This window comes from Noviherbaspirillum sp., from assembly GCF_035254865.1.
GTDB lineage: Bacteria > Pseudomonadota > Gammaproteobacteria > Burkholderiales > Burkholderiaceae_D > Noviherbaspirillum.
Genome location: NZ_DATFAF010000071.1, coordinates 50,534 through 68,868 on the forward strand (window position 1 = coordinate 50,534; position 18,335 = coordinate 68,868).

The following is an 18,335-nucleotide window of genomic DNA, read 5'->3' on the forward strand; positions in this document are numbered from 1 at the left end:
GCGACGTTTTACAGGCTGCCTTTCGTCGAAGGAATCGTTCCCGCCGCACGCGGGTCGAGCTCGGCCGCCATGCGCAACGCGCGGCCGAATGCCTTGAACACGGTTTCGCACTGATGATGCGCGTTTTCTCCGCGCAGGTTATCGATGTGCAAGGTGACCAGTGCGTGATTGACGAATCCCTGGAAAAACTCGTGTGTGAGATCGACATCGAATGCACCGATCATCGCGCGCTTGAAGGGTACATGGAACTCCAGCCCCGGGCGGCCAGAGAAATCGACCACGACGCGCGACAGTGCTTCGTCGAGCGGAACATAAGCATGGCCGTAACGACGAACGCCTTTCTTGTCGCCGATGGCCTTGGCAAAGGCTTGGCCAAGCGTAATCCCGACGTCTTCCACGGTGTGATGCGCGTCGATATGCAGGTCGCCCTTGGCTTCGATATCGAGGTCGATCAGACCATGCCGCGCAATTTGGTCGAGCATATGGTCGAGGAATGGCACACCGGTGTTCAGCTTTTGCTGGCCGGTGCCGTCGAGATTGATCGCGACGCGGATCTGCGTCTCGTTGGTATTGCGGGTGACCTCTGCAACGCGTGGCGTGGGCATGTTAAGTGGATGCGACTAAAGTGACAAAGCAAGCGACGCCTTCAGGGCATCAAGAAATAAACGGTTCTCTTCGGGTGTGCTGACGGTAATCCGCAAGCAGCTTTCCAGCAATGGATGCATTTTACCGACATTTTTGATCAAAACCTTACGATCTAACAATGCAGAAAAGACATCGTCAGCATGATTTTTTTTCGGCTTGACCCGGATTAGCAGGAAATTTGCTGCCGAAGGGAAAACTTCCACACCCGGCAAACTGGCCAGTGCGTCAGCCAGTTTAGTCCGTTCAGCGCGCAAAGTCGCCGCCTGCGCATCAAGTACGTCGACATGGTCCAGCACAAATTCCGCTGCTGCCTGGGTCAGCACGTTGACGTTGTACGGCGGGCGCACTTTGTCGAATTCCGCCAGCAGCGCCTTCGAGGCCGACATGTAGCCGAGGCGTATTCCGGCGAGTCCGAGCTTGGACACGGTGCGCATCACGACCAGATTACCAAATTCCGCCAGTCGCGGCATGAAACTTGTTTGCGCAAACGGCTGATATGCCTCATCCACGACAACGATGCCGGAATCGCCCACGGCACGCATGATCTCCACCATGTCGTCGGCATTGAACAGATTGCCGGTCGGGTTGTTCGGATAGGCGAGATAAGTGATCGCCGGCCGGTGCTGGGCGATTGCCGCCAGCATTGCCGCCTTGTCCAGTGCGAAGTCGGACTTGAGCGGGACGCCGATGAACTCCATCCCGGCAAATTTGGCCGACATTGCATACATGACAAATCCGGGCGTCGGGGCCAGTACCTTGGCGCCCGGTTTGGCGCAGGCAACGGAGATGATGCTGATCAATTCATCCGAGCCATTGCCGAGAATGACATCGAATCCTGCCGGCACACCCAGTCCGGTGCAGATCTTTGCTTTCAACTCCGCATAGGATGGCACCGGGTAGCGATTCATGGCGACGTCGCTCAGGCGCTGTCCGAGCTCGGCGCGCAGGTGCTCCGGCAGCGTGTACGGGTTTTCCATCGCATCCAGCTTCACGAAGCCGCTGGCGTCAGGCACATGATAGGCCGCGAGAGCGCGGACTTCGGGACGAATGATATTTTCGATCAGAGACATAGGATTTCGCGGTTATGCTGCTTCCGGCTTGTTCAGTTCTGCAAGACGGTTTTCAATCAATTCACAATATTCCGGGTTAAGCTCGAATCCGACAAAATCGCGATCGCAGCGCTTTGCCGCCACTGCTGTAGTGCCGCTACCCATGAACGGGTCGAGCACGATACCACCGGGCGGACAGGACGCCTTGACCATGCGCTCGACGATTTCCAGCGGCTTTTGCGTCGGATGGTCGGCACGCTCGCGATGTTCGCGATGCAGGCGCGATACGCTCCACACATCTTTCGGGTTATAGCCGACTTCCAGCCACTTGGCGCCGACGAAAATCGAACGTGAGCGCGCCTTCTTGGTTTCGGCATCGTATGGAATGCGCACCGCATCCAGGTCGAAATAATAATCTCTGGCCTTGGCGAAAAAACCGATCGTGTCGTGCACCGACGAAAACTTCCGCGTGCTGCCGCCCATGGACGGTACCCGCCGGTCCCAGATGATTTCATTGATCATCGTCATGCGCTTTTTCAGCATCACGAAAATCTCCGGCGAATAACGCCAGGTCAGAAAAATGTACAGGCTGCCGCTGGGTTTCAGTTTCGGCAGCGCGGCATCGACCCACTGTTCCGTCCATCGCAGGTACGCGTCCGCATCGAGCTTGTCGGAATCGTTGCCGTAGTCCTTGCCCAAGCCATAAGGCGGATCGGCGATCAGCAAATCGACGCTTGCGTCCGGTATGCGAGCAAATCCTTGCAACGCATCCTCGCAGTAAATGCGATTGAGCCAGGCGGGCATCAGCAATCCTGGCTTCCCGCCTTCGCGGGAGTAGCACGGGCGCTGATCATTTCAGCCGGTACTCGGCAGAGCGGGCATGTGCCTGCAAGCCTTCGCCGTACGCCAGCTCGGCGGCCACCTTGCCGAGGGTCTGGGCGCCTGCTTCGCTCACCTGGATGATGCTGGATCGCTTCTGGAAATCGTACACGCCAAGAGGCGACGAGAAACGCGCGGTGCGCGACGTCGGCAGGACATGGTTTGGCCCGGCACAGTAATCGCCCAGTGATTCGGAAGTAAAGCGTCCGAGAAACATGGCACCCGCGTGACGCACCTTGCTCGCCCATTGCTGCGGATTCTCTGCAGAGATTTCCAGATGCTCGGCAGCGATCAGGTTGGCGATGTCGCACGCCTCGTTCATGTCGCGCACCTTGACCAGCGCGCCGCGGTTAGTCAGCGAAGTGCGAATCACATCCTTGCGCGGCATGCCATCGAGCTGCTTGTTGATGCTGGCCTCGACCTTCGCGATGTAAGCATCGTCCGGGCAGACCAGAATCGACTGGGCCAGTTCATCATGTTCGGCCTGCGAAAACAGATCCATCGCGACCCAGTCCGGATTCGTCGTGCCGTCGCAAATCACAAGGATTTCAGACGGGCCGGCGATCATGTCGATGCCGACGATACCGAATACACGCCGCTTCGCGGCCGCGACGTATGCGTTGCCGGGGCCGACAATCTTGTCGACTTGCGGAACGGTCGCCGTGCCATGCGCGAGCGCTCCGACGGCCTGCGCGCCGCCAATAGTGAACACGCGGTCGACTCCTGCAATTGCCGCAGCAGCGAGCACCAGTTCATTCTTCACGCCGTTCGGCGTCGGCACGACCATGATGACTTCCTGCACTCCGGCCACCTTGGCCGGAATGGCGTTCATCAGCACGGAGGACGGATAGGCCGCCTTGCCGCCAGGGACGTAGATCCCCACGCGATCGAGCGGCGTGACTTTTTGCCCCAGCACGGTGCCGTCCGGTTCGGCGTAGGTAAAGCCATCGCTGCCGGTTTCCTGCTTCTGGCGCTCGTGATAAACGCGCACGCGGTCGGCCGCGGTCTGCAGCGCGGCGCGGCGTTCCGGCGACAGGCCGTTCAGTGCGGCACGGAGCTCTTCCTTGCCGATTTCCAGTTGTGCAACTGCACCGGCATTCAACTTGTCAAAACGATTGGTGTACTCAAGCACGGCCGCATCGCCACGCGCTTTCACGTCGGCGAGAATCTGCGCTGCGGCGCGGTCGATGGCTTCGTCTTCGCTTGCTTCGAAAGCGAGCACTGCCGACAATTTCGTCTTGAAATCGGGATCAGCGGAATCGAGTTTGCGCATCTGGATAGCCATGACTTATCTCGCTTTCGCTGCTTCTTCGAATGCTTCCAGAATCGGCTTCAGTCGCTCGCGTTTCAGCTTGAGCGCTGCCTGATTAACGACGAGGCGCGAGGAAATATCCATGATGTGCTCGACTTCGACCAAATTGTTCGCGCGCAGCGTGCTGCCTGTGCTGACCAGGTCGACGATCGCGTCCGACAATCCGACCAGCGGACCCAATTCCATGGAGCCGTAGAGCTTGATCAGATCAACGTGAACTCCCTTCGACGCGAAATGCTCGCGGGCGCAATTCACGTACTTCGTCACCACGCGCAAACGCGCGCCCTGGCGCACTGCGTTCACATAATCAAAGCCAGCCGGTACTGCGACGGACAGCCGGCATTTTGCGATATTCAGGTCGATCGGCTGATACAGTCCCTCACCGCCGTGTTCGAGCAAAACGTCCTTGCCCGCGACGCCGAAATCGGCCGCGCCGTACTGCACATAGGTCGGCACGTCGGATGCACGCACGATGATGACGCGGACATTCGCATCGTTGGTCGGAAGGATCAGCTTGCGCGATTTTTCCGGATCTTCGGTGACGGTAATGCCCGCAGCCTGCAGCAGGGGCAGCGTCTCTTCGAAAATGCGTCCCTTCGATAGCGCGAGGGTTAATTGCTGGTTCATTATTTCACTCGCTCGATATTGGCGCCGACGGCGGAGAGCTTGACTTCCATGCGGTCATAGCCGCGATCCAGATGGTAGATACGGTCGATCAGTGTCTGCCCTTGCGCTGCCAGCCCGGCAATCACCAGCGATGCCGAGGCACGCAAATCGGTGGCCATCACCGGTGCGCCGACCAGCTTGTCGACACCATGAACGATCGCGGTGTGACCCTCGATATCGATCGATGCACCGAGGCGATTCAGCTCCTGCACGTGCATGAAACGATTCTCGAAGATTGTTTCCGTCACGCGGCTGCTGCCGTCGGCGAGGCAATTGAGGGCCATGAATTGCGCCTGCATATCGGTCGGGAAGCCTGGGTATTCGGTAGTACGGAAGCTCACGGCCTTGGGACGCGCCGCCATCTGCACGCGAACCCAGTCGGGGCCGGAAGTCACGATCACGCCGGCTTCGCGCAGCTTGTCGAGCGCGGCGTCGAGGAAGTCGCTGCGCGTATTTTTCAGCGTGACGTCGCCACCTGCAGCGGCCACCGCACACAGGAAAGTGCCGGTTTCGATGCGATCAGCGATCACGGTATGCGATGCGCCATGCAGTTTTTCCACGCCGTCGATGACCAGACGGTCGGTGCCGATACCGTCGATCTTCGCGCCCATGGCAGTCAGCAAGTTGGCAAGATCCGTTACTTCCGGCTCACGCGCCGCATTTTCCAGCACCGTCTGGCCTTCGGCCAGCACCGCGGCCATCAGAAGATTTTCCGTGCCGGTCACCGTGATCATGTCGGTCACAATGCGTGCGCCCTTGAGCTTCTTCGCCTTGGCGTGGATATAGCCGGCTTCGATGGTGATTTCAGCCCCCATCGCCTGCAAGCCCTTGATGTGCTGATCGACGGGACGTGTTCCGATTGCACAACCGCCCGGCAGCGACACCTTTGCCTCGCCAAAACGGGCGAGCAAGGGACCGAGCACGAGAATCGATGCGCGCATGGTTTTCACCATGTCGTACGGGGCTTCCAGCTTGCCGATCGCGCTGCCGTTCAATGCGACGCGATCGCCATCCTGTTCGACACGCAAGCCCATCTGCATCAGCAGCTTGAGCATGGTATTGACGTCCTGCAGGTGCGGCACATTGGATAGCTGAACCGCATCAGAGGTCAGCAGGCCCGCGCACAGGATCGGCAAGGCCGCATTCTTCGCACCGGAAATATTGATCTCGCCCGACAGGCGGGTGCCGCCGGTGATAAGCAATTTGTCCATTATTGTTGTTGGAACTCTTCAGGTGTCAGGGTTTTCATGGAAAGCGCGTGGATTTCCTGGCGCATGCGGTCGCCCAGGGCGGCATAGACCAGTTGATGGCGCTGAATGGGGCGCTTGCCAGCAAATGCGCTCGAGACGATAACGGCGCTGAAGTGATGACCGTCGCCTTCGACTTCGAGATGGGTGCAATCGAGTGCGGCGGAAATATAGCTTTTCACAAGCTCTGGAGTGGGTAACATATCTGCTCTCTAGTGGCGCAACTTGTAGCCGGTCTTCAGCAGGCGGATTGCGAAGGCGGCCAGCAAGACAAAAAATACGATGACGATCGAGAAACTGATCGACGGATTCACGTCGGACTGGCCGAAAAAGCCGTAGCGGAAGCCGTCAATCATATAAAAAAACGGGTTGAAACGCGACACCGACTGCCAGAATGGCGGCAGCGAGTGGATCGAATAAAACACGCCGGAAAGAAAAGTGGCCGGCATGATCAGGAAGTTCTGGAATGCCGCAAGCTGGTCGAATTTTTCCGCCCAGATGCCGGCGATCAATCCCATGGTGCCGAGCATCGCCGCGCCAAGCAAGGCGAAAACGACGATCCACCATGGCGCGACAAAACTCAACTTGGCAAACCAGGCAGTAATGAGGAGCACGCCGGCGCCGACCGCCAGGCCGCGCACTACGGACGCCAGCACATAGGCACCGAAAATCTCCCAGTGCGACAGCGGCGGCAGCAGCACGAAAACCAGGTTGCCCGTGATCTTTGACTGGATCAGCGACGACGAGCTGTTCGCAAACGAATTCTGCAGCACACTCATCATCACCAGCCCCGGAATCAGGAAGGAGGTGTAGCGTACCTGCGGATACACCTGGACATGATCTTCCAGCACATGGCCGAAGATCAACAGGTAAAGCATGGCAGTCAATATGGGCGCGCTGATGGTCTGCGTGGCGACCTTCCAGAAGCGCAGGACTTCCTTGTACAACAGCGTCTGGAAGCCGGTCATTTCTCGCCCTCCATGATCTGGATGAACACATCCTCCAGGTCGGCCTGCTGCAATTGCATGTCTTCGATGACTGCCCCGGATTGACGCAAGGTGGCAAGGATCGGCTCCACGTCGGCGTACTCGTTGACACGCAAGGTGTACTTGTTGCCGGTCACCAGCTCATCGGGGTGCGAGATCAGGGGTTTGAGAGCATCCGGCAACGCGCCCTTCAGGCGAAGGGTCAGTTGTGAACCGGAGATGCGCTTGATCAGCGCCGACGTGGAGTCGAGCGCCACCACTTTCCCTGCCTTGAGCATTGCGATGCGATTGCACAAGGCTTGTGCTTCTTCCAGATAGTGCGTGGTCAGCACGATCGTGTGCCCTTCTCGATTCAGGCGCGAGATGAACTTCCACAAGGTCTGGCGCAATTCAACGTCGACACCGGCAGTCGGCTCGTCGAGCACGATGACCGGCGGCTTGTGCACCAGCGCCTGGGCAACCAGCACACGGCGCTTCATGCCACCGGACAGTGCGCGCGTATTCGTGTCTGCCTTGTTGGTAAGATCGAGGTTGGCCATCACCTCATCGATCCACTTGTCGTTGTTCTTCAGACCGAAATAGCCGGATTGCATGCGCAGGGTTTCGCGGACGGTGAAGAATGGGTCAAACACCAGCTCCTGTGGAACAACGCCCAAGCGTTTTCGCGCTTCGCGATAGTCGCGCACGACATCATAACCATGAATTGCCACGCTGCCCGAGTCGGCCCGGTTAAGGCCGGCAACAATCGAAATCAGCGTGGTCTTGCCAGCGCCATTCGGGCCGAGCAAACCAAAGAACTCGCCCTGCTCGATAGATAGCGTCACGCCGTCAAGTGCGCGCAGCGACTTGTAGCGTTTTTCGACATCGACGATTTGAAGAGCAGCCATGTTGGCTTGATCACTTTAGCGAGAATGAGCCAAGCAGTCACAAAAACAGCGCAATCCCTTGGCGGAACCCTTGATTATATTGGATTTCCGGACAGGAAGCCGGATTGGGTGGGAAGACCGTGAACGGTCAATGATGCGGCAAATCGGCCCGTGCGTCCTGATTCGACGCGCGATGCAGCAGTTCGGTCACGCCGTAGAGAGCGGCCAGGCTTTGAAGGCTGGCCGGAAGATTGCTGAATACCACTGTCCTGCCGCCGTCCTGGGCGGCGCGCTGCCATGCCAGCAAAGTGGCGACGGCGGCCGAGTCGACCACCGTCAGATCACCCAGGTCGAACTGCGTCTGCCCGTCCGCAATCGCCCGCAGACCGGCTTCCAGCACGGTCTGCGCATTATGAATCGTGAGTGTCAGGGCAGGATGGTACATAGCGAAATCAGGAGGACTTGACGCCTTTGGCAGCGCTGGCAGCGAGGCGCTTGTTCTTTTCGGACAAGGTCTTGATCAAGCCATCGATGCCGCCCTTGCTGATTTCGGATGCGAAATTGCCCTTGTAGGTTTCGACCAGCCACGCGCCGAGCACATTGACGTCATAAATTTTCCAGCCGCTCGGCAGCTTCTCGAGGCGGTAGTTCAGCTGGATCGGGTCGCCGCCGCGCGGCTGAAGCACCTGTGAACGGACTTCGACTTCCGTGTCCGTCGGATCGGCGCGCATCGGCTTGAATTCCAGTTTCTGATCGCGAATCTGCGAAATTGCGCCGGAATAGGTGTATACCAACAAGGCACGGAACTCGTCAGTCAACTGCTTCTGCTGCTCCGGCGTCGCCTGACGCCAGAATCGACCTGCCGCGAGTGCGGTCATGCGCTGGAAATCGACATGCGGAAGGATTTTCGCTTCGACCAGTTCCAGTACGCGTTTCTGGTTGCCGCTCTGGATTTCCTTGTCATTCTTGGCGGAATCCAGGACTTCCTGGCTGATGCGTTTGACCAGCGCGTCAGGCGCCTCTTGCGCATTGGCAGCAGGCATGAACGCCGCTGTAGCAACGGCGAGTCCAATCACTGCGAACAATTTCTTGAAAATTTTCATGGTTTCCTGTGCTTGTTACATACGGAACGATGATCCGGTCCGTATAGGTTCAACCGGACAAAACCGGGTTCGGATGATAACTCATGGCAGAAGCAATGACGCCGCTTATTGCTTGATTTCCTTTCCAGCCGCCATGGAGTCTTTCTTGATGGTGTCGTTTTGTTCCACTTCGACAACCGGTTTTACGCTCAGTTCCGTACTCGTTGCCGATTGAACATTCAATGTACTGCCATTTACTGGCGATGCAGCGTTCTCCTGCTCGGTGAAGGTAGGTCCGACGTCTTCCTCGTAATGCGATTCCGGCGATGCGCCGTCACGCACTTTGCTTTCCCTGCGCTGCATGTATGCATCGCGCACGAAGACGTAGCGGTCCAGCGCCGCATCCTCGATCAGGTTCGAAGCGTCCAGAACTGCCGCGCGCTGGTCGACGGCTCGCAATACAGATCCCATATTGCGCACGTGAACCGGATAAACGTAATACCAGGGATCGGCCTGATAATCGATGGGCAGGACTACCGTATCGCGCAATGTCGACGGACCAAGAAGCGGCAACACCACATACGGCCCCGATTTGACGCCCCATTTGCCCAAGGTTTGTCCAAAATCTTCCCTATGCTTCGGCAAACCTGCTTCCGATCCGATATCGAGGAAGCCGCCAAACCCCATGGTCGAATTGACCGCAACACGCATGACATCGGACAAGCCATCGGCCGCTTTCCCCTGCAGGAAATTATTGATCGCCGTCCATACGTCGCCCAGATTGCCGAAAAAATTGCTCACGCCTGTTTGCATGAAAGTCGGCAGATTCCTGTACGCCTCGGCCGCCGGTTTCAATGCAACCTGATCAACCTTGTCATTGAACGTAAACATGGCACGGTTGAAACCTTCAAAGGGATCCTTGCGGTTGGTCGTCGCGCATCCGGCAAGGACGAGCGACAAGGCCAGTACGATGGTCCGTAACGCAGGGTTCATTATTTATTGCCTTCCTTTCCCTCGGCTGCCTTGCTGTACAGGAACTGGCTGATCAGATTCTCCAGGACGACCGCGGATTGCGTCATCTTGATACGGTCGCCGGCAACCAGGTTATTAAGGTCGCCGCCCGGTTCCAGGCCGATATACTGTTCGCCCAGCAATCCTGAAGTCAGGATCTTGGCGGAGGTGTCCTTCGGGAATTTGTAAGTGGTTTCCAGGTTTAAGGTTACAACGGCCTGATAGCTCTTGTCGTCGAACTTGATATCCCCCACGCGGCCGACCACCACACCCGCGCTTTTTACCGGGGCGCGCGGCTTCAGGCCGCCGATGTTGTCGAACTTGGTAATGACCGGGTAAGTCTTTTCAAACGATAGCGAACTCATGTTCCCGGCTTTCATTGCCAGGAAAAACAAGGCCATCCCACCAAGCAGGACGAACAGGCCAACCCATAAGTCTAACGATTTTCGCTGCATAACCGAATACCTTAAATATAGGATGCAATGCCCATCGACGGGCTTAAAACGAGAAAAAAGCCGTTTCCCCGATCCTGCGGCAGGGAATCAATCCTGCACATCCATTAATCAAACATGATGGCCGTCAGCAAGAAGTCGAGCCACAGCACCATCAGGGAGGCAATTACCACGGTGCGGGTCGTCGCGCGCGAAACGCCCTCGGGCGTCGGCTGTGCCTCATACCCTTGGAACAACGCAATGAACGTTACCGCAAATCCGAAAACAACGCTCTTGATCACGCCGTTGGCGATGTCCTTCCAGACATCCACGCCGTCCTGCATCTGCGACCAGAATGCGCCTTCGTCCACGCCGATCAGACGCACACCGACGATGTAACCGCCGATTACACCGACTGCGCTGAAGATCGACGCCAATACCGGCATCGCGATCACACCGGCCCAGAAGCGCGGTGCGACCACTCGCTCCAGCGGGTTCACCGCCATCATTTCCATCGCGGACAATTGTTCGCCTGCCTTCATCAATCCGATCTCTGCAGTCAATGAAGTGCCGGCTCGACCGGCAAACAGCAAGGCGGTAACCACCGGCCCCAGTTCCCGCGTGAGCGACAAGGCCACCAGCAAGCCCAGCGCCTGTTCGGAGCCGTATTTGTTCAAGGTGTAATAGCCTTGCAATCCGAGCACGAATCCGACGAACAAGCCCGATACCGCAATGATCACCAGCGAATAATTGCCGATGAAATGAATCTGGTCGGTCACCAGTCGCGGCCGCTTCAGCAATGCGGCTGGCGCAAGCAGCATGGACAGAAACATGCGGGTTGCGAAGCCGACATTGCCGACAAATTCGCGCACCCAGCGTCCGAGGCCGCTAATTGTATCGACAATCATTGCTTCGTCTCCAGGTGCAAGTCTGCTGCAAGCGATCGGCCCGGGTAATGGAAGGGCACAGGACCGTCGGCTTCCGCATGCACGAACTGCTTCACATAAGGGTCGCTCGACTCCTGCATCTGCTGCGGCGAACCGTGCGCGACTATCCTGCCCTGCGACAGAAAATACACGTAGTCGGCAATCAGGAACGTCTCATGCACATCATGCGACACCACGATCGATGTCGAGCCAAGTGCATCGTTAAGCCGACGGATCAGATTGGCCGCCACCCCCATCGAAATCGGGTCGAGCCCGGCAAACGGTTCGTCGTACATGATGAGCTGCGGATCCAGCGCCACGGCACGCGCCAGCGCCACACGCCGCGCCATGCCGCCCGAGATCTCTGCCGGCTTCAATTGCGCCGCATTGCGCAAGCCGACGGCGTGCAGCTTCATCAGCACCAGGTCGCGAATCAACTCCTCGGGCAGGCTGGTATGTTCGCGCAATGGAAACGCGACGTTCTCGAATACTGTCAGATCGGTGAACAACGCACCATGCTGAAACAGCATGCCCATCTTGCGGCGCATCGCATACATCGCCTTGGTATTGCGCGCGTCGACCATTTTTCCGTCGAGAGTAATGGTGCCCCTCTGCGCCTGCAACTGGCCACCGATCAGCCGCAGGATCGTGGTCTTGCCGGAACCGGAACCGCCCATGACCGCGACAACCTTGCCGCGAGGGAAGTCCATCTCGAGCCCCGACAGGATCGGGCGCTCTCCATAGGCAAAATACAGATCACGGATTTCGACGAGATTGGGCACGACAGTCATCTTCAACGCAAAGATGAGATTGTAGTGCAGAAATGGTAATCGGACTTTTGGGTTAGCCCAACAGGCGGCTGAAATACGACAAAAAAACCGCCTGGTCTTTCGACGCGGCGGCTTTTTTGAAAATTGTTACAAATTAACGCGGCAGTACGGAGGAGCCCATCAGGAACTCGTCCACTGCGCGTGCGCACTGGCGTCCTTCGCGAATCGCCCATACGACCAGCGACTGGCCACGCCGCATGTCGCCGGCTGCAAACACCTTGTCCACCGATGTCTTGTAGCAGCCCTCACCATCCGTCGTCGCCTTTGCATTGCCGCGAGCATCCTTGTCGACACCGAATGCATCCAGTACCTGCTGAACCGGCGACACGAAGCCCATGGCCAGCAAGACCAGATCTGCTTTCAGTTCGAATTCGGAATTCGGCACTTCGACCATCTTGCCGTCTTTCCATTCGACGCGCGCCGCGATCAGTTTCTCGACCTTGCCGTTCTTGCCCTCGAGGCGCTTGGTCGCCACCGACCAGTCGCGCTCGCAACCTTCTTCGTGCGAAGACGATGTGCGCAGCTTGGTCGGCCAGTAAGGCCATACGAGCGGCTTGTTTTCCTGTTCCGGCGGTTGCGGCAGCAATTCGAATTGCGTCACCGAAGCAGCGCCGTGACGGTTCGACGTGCCAACGCAGTCGGAGCCGGTGTCGCCACCGCCGATCACGATGACGTGCTTGCCGGTCGCGAGAATCTGGTCCTTGACCTTGTCGCCGGCGTTGACCTTGTTCTGCAGCGGCAGGAATTCCATTGCAAAGTGCACACCCTTCAGCTCGCGTCCCGGGACCGGCAAGTCGCGCGGCAGCTCGGCGCCGCCGGAGATGACGACAGCATCGAAATCCTTCTTCAGCTGGTCGGGAGAAATCGTTTCCTTTGCCCAGTTGTAGACGTTCGGCGTGAAATCCTTGCCGATAAAGACGCCCGTGAGGAAAGTGACGCCTTCCGCCTTCATCTGCTCGACACGGCGATCGATGTGCGACTTTTCCAGCTTGAAGTCAGGGATGCCATAGCGCAGCAAGCCACCGATGCGGTCGTTCTTTTCGAATACCGTCACGTCGTGGCCGGCGCGCGCGAGCTGCTGCGCGGCGGCCAGACCGGCCGGACCGGCGCCGACCACGGCAACCTTCTTGCCGGTCCTGTTTGCCGCAATTTGCGGAACAACCCAGCCGTTTTCCCAGCCCTTGTCGATGATGAAATGCTCGATCGACTTGATGCCGACCGGATTGCTGTTGATGTTGAGCGTGCAGGCCGCCTCGCAGGGAGCCGGGCAGATGCGGCCGGTGAACTCGGGGAAGTTGTTGGTGGAGTGCAGGTTGTCCAGCGCCTCCTTGAAGTTGCCGTGATAAACCAGGTCGTTCCAGTCCGGAATGATATTGTTGACCGGGCAGCCGTTGTTGCAGAAAGGGATGCCACAGTCCATGCAACGCGCGCCCTGAATCTTGGCGTCTTCGTCGCTCAAGTGCATCACGAATTCCTTGTAATGCTTCTTGCGCAGTTGGGGTGCTTCACTCGCCTCTTGCAGGCGTTCGTATTCCAGAAAGCCGGTTACTTTTCCCATTTTTTACTCACATTGTTGGCTGCGGGGATCGCTTGCGAGACCCCCGCGGCAGCATCGTTATTGATAATCAGGCCGCGATCTTTTCTTTGGACTGCGCTGCGCTCAATTCACCCAGAGCCCGCTTGTACTCGGTCGGGAATACCTTGGTGAACTTGGTACGTGCGTTTGCCCAGTCGTCCAGCAGATTGCGCGCACGCGTGCTGCCGGTGTATTTGAAGTGACGCTCGATCAAGCCCTTCAGGATCGCTTCGTCGGTCTGCACTTCACCGCCACGAACGGCGCTATGCCAGATCGCACGATCGACCTTGGCTTCCTGGTCTGCGCTGCTCAATACCGGCTCAAGTGCGACCATCGCCATGTTGCACTTCTTGGCGAACTCGCCGTCCGGATCGTACACGTAGGCGATACCACCCGACATGCCCGCCGCGAAATTGCGGCCGGTCGCACCCAGAACGACGACGGTGCCGCCGGTCATGTACTCGCAACCGTGGTCGCCAGCGCCTTCAACGACGGTGATTGCGCCGGAGTTGCGCACGCCGAAGCGTTCGCCTGCCACGCCGTTGAAGAAGGCTTCGCCGGCGATGGCGCCGTACAGCACGGTATTGCCGATGATGATGTTGTCCACCGCCCAGCCACGGAACTCGGTGTTCGGACGCACGATGATGCGGCCGCCCGACAATCCCTTGCCGACATAGTCATTGCCCTCGCCCACCAGGTCCAGCGTGATGCCATGCGCCAGGAATGCGCCAGCCGACTGGCCCGCGGTGCCTTGCAGCTGAATGTGGATGGTGTCGTCCGGCAGACCTTCGTGGCCATACTTCTTCGCGACTTCACCCGACAGCATGGTGCCGACGGTGCGGTTGACGTTCTTGACCGGAGAAATGAACGACACCTTTTCGCCTTTTTCCAGCGCTGCCTTGGCTTGCGCGATCAGCTTGTGGTCAAGTGCCTTCTCCAGGCCGTGATCCTGTTCCTCAACCTGATAGCGCGGCTCGGAAGCCGGTACGTCGGGCTGGTGGAAGATCTTGCTGAAGTCCAGGCCCTTGGCCTTCCAATGCGTGATTGCCTTCGACTTGTCGAGCAGGTCGGAACGGCCGATCAATTCGTTGAAGGTGCGAATGCCCAGCTGCGCCATGATCTGACGCGCTTCCTCGGCGACGAAGAAGAAATAATTCACCACGTATTCCGGCTTGCCGGAGAACTTGGCGCGCAGTACCGGGTCCTGGGTCGCAACACCGACCGGGCAGGTGTTCAGATGGCACTTGCGCATCATGATGCAACCCTCGACGACCAGCGGTGCGGTCGCGAAACCGAACTCGTCGGCGCCAAGCAATGCGCCGATGACGACGTCGCGACCGGTCTTGATCTGGCCGTCGGTCTGCACGCGGATGCGGCTGCGCAGGCGGTTCAGCACCAGCGTTTGCTGCGTTTCGGCGAGGCCGAGTTCCCAAGGCGTACCGGCATGCTTGATCGAGGACAGCGGCGATGCGCCGGTGCCGCCGTCATGGCCGGCAATCACAACGTGGTCGGACTTCGCCTTGGCCACGCCGGCTGCAACGGTGCCGACGCCCACTTCGGACACCAGCTTGACCGAGATGGATGCCTTCGGATTCGCGTTCTTGAGGTCGTGAATCAATTGCGCCAGGTCTTCGATCGAGTAGATGTCGTGGTGCGGCGGCGGAGAAATCAGACCGACGCCCGGCACCGAGAAACGCAGCTTGGCGATGTACTCGGATACCTTGTGACCAGGCAGCTGACCGCCCTCGCCTGGCTTCGCGCCTTGCGCCATCTTGATCTGGATCTGATCAGCCGACGTCAGGTACTCGGCGGTGACGCCGAAACGTCCCGAAGCGACCTGCTTGATCTTGGAGCGCAGCGAGTCCCCATCCATCAATGGCAGGTCGACCTCGACACGATCCTTGCCGATCACGGATGCCAGCGTGGCGCCCTTCTTGACCGGAATGCCTTTCAGTTCCTGGCGATAGCGGTTTTCATCCTCGCCGCCCTCGCCGGTATTCGACTTGCCGCCGATGCGGTTCATCGCGATTGCCAGCGTGGAGTGCGCTTCGGTCGAAATCGAGCCGAGCGACATTGCGCCGGTGGCGAAGCGCTTGACGATTTCCTTGGCCGGCTCGACTTCATCAATCGGAATCGCCTTGGACGGATCGATCTTGAATTCGAACAGGCCGCGCAAGGTCATGTGGCGCTTGGACTGATCGTTGATGATCTGCGCGTATTCCTTGTAGGTGTTGAAGTTGTTGGAGCGGGTCGAGTGCTGCAGCTTGGCAATCGCATCCGGCGTCCACATGTGCTCTTCGCCGCGCGTCCGGAATGCGTATTCGCCGCCCGCGTCCAGCGCATTGGCCAGCACCGGATCGCTGCTGAACGCGACTTTGTGCAGGCGAAGTGCTTCTTCCGCCACTTCGAACACGCCGATACCTTCGACATTGGATGCCGTGCCCTTGAAGTACTTGTCCACCATTGCCTTGTTCAGGCCGATGGCTTCAAAGATCTGCGCGCCGCAGTAGGACATGTAGGTCGAAATGCCCATCTTGGACATCACCTTCATCAAGCCCTTGCCAATGGCCTTCTGGAAGTTGTAGATCGCCTTTTCCGGCGTCAGTCCGCCCTGCTGGTTCTGCGCCAGCTCGGACAAGGTGTCCATGACGAGGTAGGGGTGGACAGCTTCCGCGCCGTAACCGGCGAGCAGTGCGAAGTGATGCGTTTCGCGCGCGGAACCGGTTTCCACTACCAGGCCGGTGGAGGTACGCAGGCCCTTGCTGACGAGGTGCAAGTGAATCGCGGAAGTTGCCAGCAGTGCCGGAATGGCAACCTGCTCTGCGTCCACCTTGCGATCGGAAACGATCAGGATGTTGTGGCCGGACTTGACCGCGTCAACCGCCTTCGCGCACAGCGACGCGAGGCGCGCTTCGATGCCTTCCTTGCCCCATGCCACGGGGTAACAGATGTTTAGTTCGTAGGACTTGAACTTGCCGCCGGTATGCTTGCCGATGTTGCGCAACTTGGCAATATCCGCGTAATCGAGCACGGGCTGCGACACTTCAAGACGCATCGGCGGGTTGATGTTGTTGGTGTCGAGCAGATTCGGCTTCGGACCGACGAAGGACACCAGCGACATGACCATGGCTTCGCGGATCGGGTCGATCGGCGGATTGGTCACTTGCGCGAACAATTGCTTGAAGTAGTGGTAGAGCGTCTTGTTCTTGTTGGACATGACAGCCAGCGGCGAGTCATTTCCCATGGAGCCGATCGCTTCCTCGCCCGTGGTCGCCATCGGCGCGAGCAGGAACTTCATGTCCTCCTGCGTATAGCCGAAGAGCTGCTGGCGATCGAGCAGCGGGATCGCGGATTTCGGCCCTTCCGGTTCGGACTCCAGTTCGCCGAGCTTGATGCGCACCGACTCGATCCATTGCTTGTACGGCTTGGCGTTGGCGTAGGTATCCTTCAGTTCCTTATCATCGATAATGCGACCGGCGTCGAGGTCGATGAGGAACATCTTGCCCGGCTGCAGGCGCCACTTCTTGATAATCTTGGATTCCGGAATCGGCAGCACGCCGGATTCGGAAGCCATCACCACCAGGTCGTCGTCGGTCACGATATAGCGTGCCGGACGCAAGCCATTGCGATCCAGCGTGCCGCCGATGTGACGTCCGTCGGTAAATGCCATCGCTGCCGGGCCATCCCACGGCTCCATCATCGCGGCGTGGTATTCGTAGAAAGCACGGCGATTGTCGTCCATCAGCGTATGGTTTTCCCATGCTTCCGGAATCATCATCATCATTGCTTGCGCGATCGGATAACCGGCCATCACCAGGAGTTCCAGCGCGTTGTCGAAGCAGGCGGTGTCGGACTGGCCTTCATAGATCAGCGGGAAAAGCTTCTTCAGGTCGTCGCCGAGAACCGCCGACTTCATCACGCCTTCGCGCGCACGCATCCAGTTGAAGTTGCCCTTGACGGTGTTGATTTCGCCGTTGTGCGCGATCAGACGATAGGGGTGGGACAGCGGCCACTCGGGGAAGGTGTTGGTCGAAAAACGCTGGTGCACGAGTGCGAGCGCGGAGATGCAGCGCGGGTCCTGAAGATCCTTGTAGTACACGCCGACCTGATCCGCCAGCAGCAAGCCCTTGTAGACTACGGTGCGTGCCGACATGGACGGCACGAAGAATTCCTTGCCGTGCAGCAGGTTCAACGCCTGGATGGCATGGCCTGAGGACTTCCGGATCACATACAGTTTTCGCTCCAGCGCATCGGTCACCATGATGTCCGGGCCGCGGCCGATAAAGATCTGGCGGATGACTGGCTCTTTCTGACGCACGGTCGGCGACATCGGCATCTCGATATCGACAGGAACATCGCGCCAGCCGAGGACGACCTGACCTTCAGCGAAGACCGCGCGCTCGATTTCCTGCTCGCAGGCGATCCGGGAAGCATTTTCCTTCGGCAGGAAAATCATGCCGACGCCATATTCGCCCGGCGGCGGCAGGGTCACACCCTGTTTGGCCATTTCCTCACGGTAGTATTGGTCGGGAATCTGAAGCAGAATGCCCGCGCCGTCACCCATCAGCTTGTCGGCTCCAACCGCACCCCGGTGGTCCAGGTTCTTCAGAATCAGCAAACCTTGTTCGACGATGGAATGGCTTTTCTTGCCTTTGATATGGGCGATGAAACCGACGCCGCAAGCGTCGTGCTCATTGATGGGATCGTAAAGACCTTGCGCGTGCATAAGCTTTCTCCACAACTTTGGTGATATTGACGTTGAAGGATAGTGCAGCGCAACAGATTGTTCAACTTAAATAAACAGGGTCAGAGTAAAATTAAATGCAAGC

The 18,335-nt window shown here is 58.4% G+C and carries 17 protein-coding genes; all 17 read right to left on the minus strand.

Going from position 1 to position 18,335, the window contains the following annotated elements; translation table 11 throughout:
* Positions 1-8: 8 nt before the first annotated feature.
* On the minus strand, positions 9-605 hold the full coding sequence (gene hisB / locus VJ651_RS16785) for an imidazoleglycerol-phosphate dehydratase HisB (RefSeq protein ID WP_324108546.1): 597 nt from the start codon (positions 603-605) through the stop codon (positions 9-11).
* Positions 606-620: 15 nt separating this feature from the next.
* Positions 621-1,715: a histidinol-phosphate transaminase gene (gene hisC, locus VJ651_RS16790; RefSeq protein WP_324108547.1), complete on the minus strand. Its 1,095-nt coding sequence runs from the start codon at positions 1,713-1,715 to the stop codon at positions 621-623.
* A gap of 12 nt (positions 1,716-1,727) precedes the next feature.
* Positions 1,728-2,498: a site-specific DNA-methyltransferase gene (locus VJ651_RS16795; RefSeq protein WP_324108548.1), complete on the minus strand. Its 771-nt coding sequence runs from the start codon at positions 2,496-2,498 to the stop codon at positions 1,728-1,730.
* Positions 2,499-2,544: 46 nt separating this feature from the next.
* On the minus strand, positions 2,545-3,858 hold the full coding sequence (hisD, locus tag VJ651_RS16800) for a histidinol dehydrogenase (protein WP_324108549.1): 1,314 nt from the start codon (positions 3,856-3,858) through the stop codon (positions 2,545-2,547).
* Between the two features lie 3 nt (positions 3,859-3,861).
* Positions 3,862-4,512: an ATP phosphoribosyltransferase gene (gene hisG, locus VJ651_RS16805; protein ID WP_324108550.1), complete on the minus strand. Its 651-nt coding sequence runs from the start codon at positions 4,510-4,512 to the stop codon at positions 3,862-3,864.
* Positions 4,512-5,762: a UDP-N-acetylglucosamine 1-carboxyvinyltransferase gene (gene murA / locus VJ651_RS16810; protein ID WP_324108551.1), complete on the minus strand. Its 1,251-nt coding sequence runs from the start codon at positions 5,760-5,762 to the stop codon at positions 4,512-4,514. The genes hisG and murA overlap by 1 nt, the downstream gene beginning before the upstream one ends.
* Positions 5,762-6,001, minus strand: a complete 240-nt coding sequence (locus VJ651_RS16815; protein ID WP_136417806.1) for a BolA family protein — start codon at positions 5,999-6,001, stop codon at positions 5,762-5,764. Before VJ651_RS16815 ends, murA begins: the two co-directional genes overlap by 1 nt.
* Positions 6,002-6,010: 9 nt before the next feature.
* A complete protein-coding gene (locus VJ651_RS16820; RefSeq protein ID WP_324108552.1) occupies positions 6,011-6,766 on the minus strand; it encodes an ABC transporter permease in 756 nt (251 codons plus the stop codon).
* Entirely contained in the window at positions 6,763-7,671 is a 909-nt protein-coding gene (locus VJ651_RS16825; protein WP_324108553.1) for an ABC transporter ATP-binding protein, read from the minus strand. Before VJ651_RS16825 ends, VJ651_RS16820 begins: the two co-directional genes overlap by 4 nt.
* 127 nt (positions 7,672-7,798) lie before the next feature.
* Positions 7,799-8,095: an STAS domain-containing protein gene (locus VJ651_RS16830; RefSeq protein ID WP_324108554.1), complete on the minus strand. Its 297-nt coding sequence runs from the start codon at positions 8,093-8,095 to the stop codon at positions 7,799-7,801.
* 7 nt (positions 8,096-8,102) lie between these two features.
* A complete protein-coding gene (locus VJ651_RS16835) occupies positions 8,103-8,753 on the minus strand; it encodes an ABC transporter substrate-binding protein (RefSeq protein WP_324108555.1) in 651 nt (216 codons plus the stop codon).
* Between the two features lie 105 nt (positions 8,754-8,858).
* Positions 8,859-9,725, minus strand: coding sequence for a VacJ family lipoprotein (locus VJ651_RS16840; protein WP_324108556.1), 867 nt, complete (start codon positions 9,723-9,725; stop codon positions 8,859-8,861).
* Positions 9,725-10,198 carry an outer membrane lipid asymmetry maintenance protein MlaD gene (gene mlaD / locus VJ651_RS16845; protein WP_324108557.1) on the minus strand — a complete coding sequence of 158 codons (474 nt, stop codon included), beginning with the start codon at positions 10,196-10,198 and terminating at the stop codon, positions 9,725-9,727. The genes VJ651_RS16840 and mlaD overlap by 1 nt, the downstream gene beginning before the upstream one ends.
* 104 nt (positions 10,199-10,302) lie before the next feature.
* Positions 10,303-11,082 (minus strand): lipid asymmetry maintenance ABC transporter permease subunit MlaE, encoded by a 780-nt coding sequence (gene mlaE, locus VJ651_RS16850; RefSeq protein ID WP_324108558.1) that lies wholly within the window; start codon positions 11,080-11,082, stop codon positions 10,303-10,305.
* On the minus strand, positions 11,079-11,882 hold the full coding sequence (locus VJ651_RS16855) for an ABC transporter ATP-binding protein (protein ID WP_324108559.1): 804 nt from the start codon (positions 11,880-11,882) through the stop codon (positions 11,079-11,081). Before VJ651_RS16855 ends, mlaE begins: the two co-directional genes overlap by 4 nt.
* Before the next feature lie 142 nt (positions 11,883-12,024).
* The gene (locus VJ651_RS16860; RefSeq protein WP_324108560.1) at positions 12,025-13,488 is read right to left on the minus strand and encodes a glutamate synthase subunit beta; all 1,464 of its coding nucleotides are present in this window, start codon (positions 13,486-13,488) and stop codon (positions 12,025-12,027) included.
* A 67-nt stretch (positions 13,489-13,555) separates the two neighbouring features.
* Positions 13,556-18,232 carry a glutamate synthase-related protein gene (locus VJ651_RS16865; protein ID WP_324108561.1) on the minus strand — a complete coding sequence of 1,559 codons (4,677 nt, stop codon included), beginning with the start codon at positions 18,230-18,232 and terminating at the stop codon, positions 13,556-13,558.
* Between the last annotated feature and the right edge of the window lie 103 nt (positions 18,233-18,335).

Excerpts from the sequence above, each read along its gene's own strand:
- hisB (WP_324108546.1), bottom strand. The coding sequence starts at position 605 with ATGCCCACGCCACGCGTTGCAGAGGTCACCCGCAATACCAACGAGACG.
- hisC (WP_324108547.1), bottom strand. The coding sequence starts at position 1,715 with ATGTCTCTGATCGAAAATATCATTCGTCCCGAAGTCCGCGCTCTCGCG.
- VJ651_RS16795 (WP_324108548.1), bottom strand. The coding sequence starts at position 2,498 with ATGCCCGCCTGGCTCAATCGCATTTACTGCGAGGATGCGTTGCAAGGA.
- hisD (WP_324108549.1), bottom strand. The coding sequence starts at position 3,858 with ATGGCTATCCAGATGCGCAAACTCGATTCCGCTGATCCCGATTTCAAG.
- hisG (WP_324108550.1), bottom strand. The coding sequence starts at position 4,512 with ATGAACCAGCAATTAACCCTCGCGCTATCGAAGGGACGCATTTTCGAA.
- murA (WP_324108551.1), bottom strand. The coding sequence starts at position 5,762 with ATGGACAAATTGCTTATCACCGGCGGCACCCGCCTGTCGGGCGAGATC.
- VJ651_RS16815 (WP_136417806.1), bottom strand. The coding sequence starts at position 6,001 with ATGTTACCCACTCCAGAGCTTGTGAAAAGCTATATTTCCGCCGCACTC.
- VJ651_RS16820 (WP_324108552.1), bottom strand. The coding sequence starts at position 6,766 with ATGACCGGCTTCCAGACGCTGTTGTACAAGGAAGTCCTGCGCTTCTGG.
- VJ651_RS16825 (WP_324108553.1), bottom strand. The coding sequence starts at position 7,671 with ATGGCTGCTCTTCAAATCGTCGATGTCGAAAAACGCTACAAGTCGCTG.
- VJ651_RS16830 (WP_324108554.1), bottom strand. The coding sequence starts at position 8,095 with ATGTACCATCCTGCCCTGACACTCACGATTCATAATGCGCAGACCGTG.
- VJ651_RS16835 (WP_324108555.1), bottom strand. The coding sequence starts at position 8,753 with ATGAAAATTTTCAAGAAATTGTTCGCAGTGATTGGACTCGCCGTTGCT.
- VJ651_RS16840 (WP_324108556.1), bottom strand. The coding sequence starts at position 9,725 with ATGAACCCTGCGTTACGGACCATCGTACTGGCCTTGTCGCTCGTCCTT.
- mlaD (WP_324108557.1), bottom strand. The coding sequence starts at position 10,198 with ATGCAGCGAAAATCGTTAGACTTATGGGTTGGCCTGTTCGTCCTGCTT.
- mlaE (WP_324108558.1), bottom strand. The coding sequence starts at position 11,082 with ATGATTGTCGATACAATTAGCGGCCTCGGACGCTGGGTGCGCGAATTT.
- VJ651_RS16860 (WP_324108560.1), bottom strand. The coding sequence starts at position 13,488 with ATGGGAAAAGTAACCGGCTTTCTGGAATACGAACGCCTGCAAGAGGCG.
- VJ651_RS16865 (WP_324108561.1), bottom strand. The coding sequence starts at position 18,232 with ATGCACGCGCAAGGTCTTTACGATCCCATCAATGAGCACGACGCTTGC.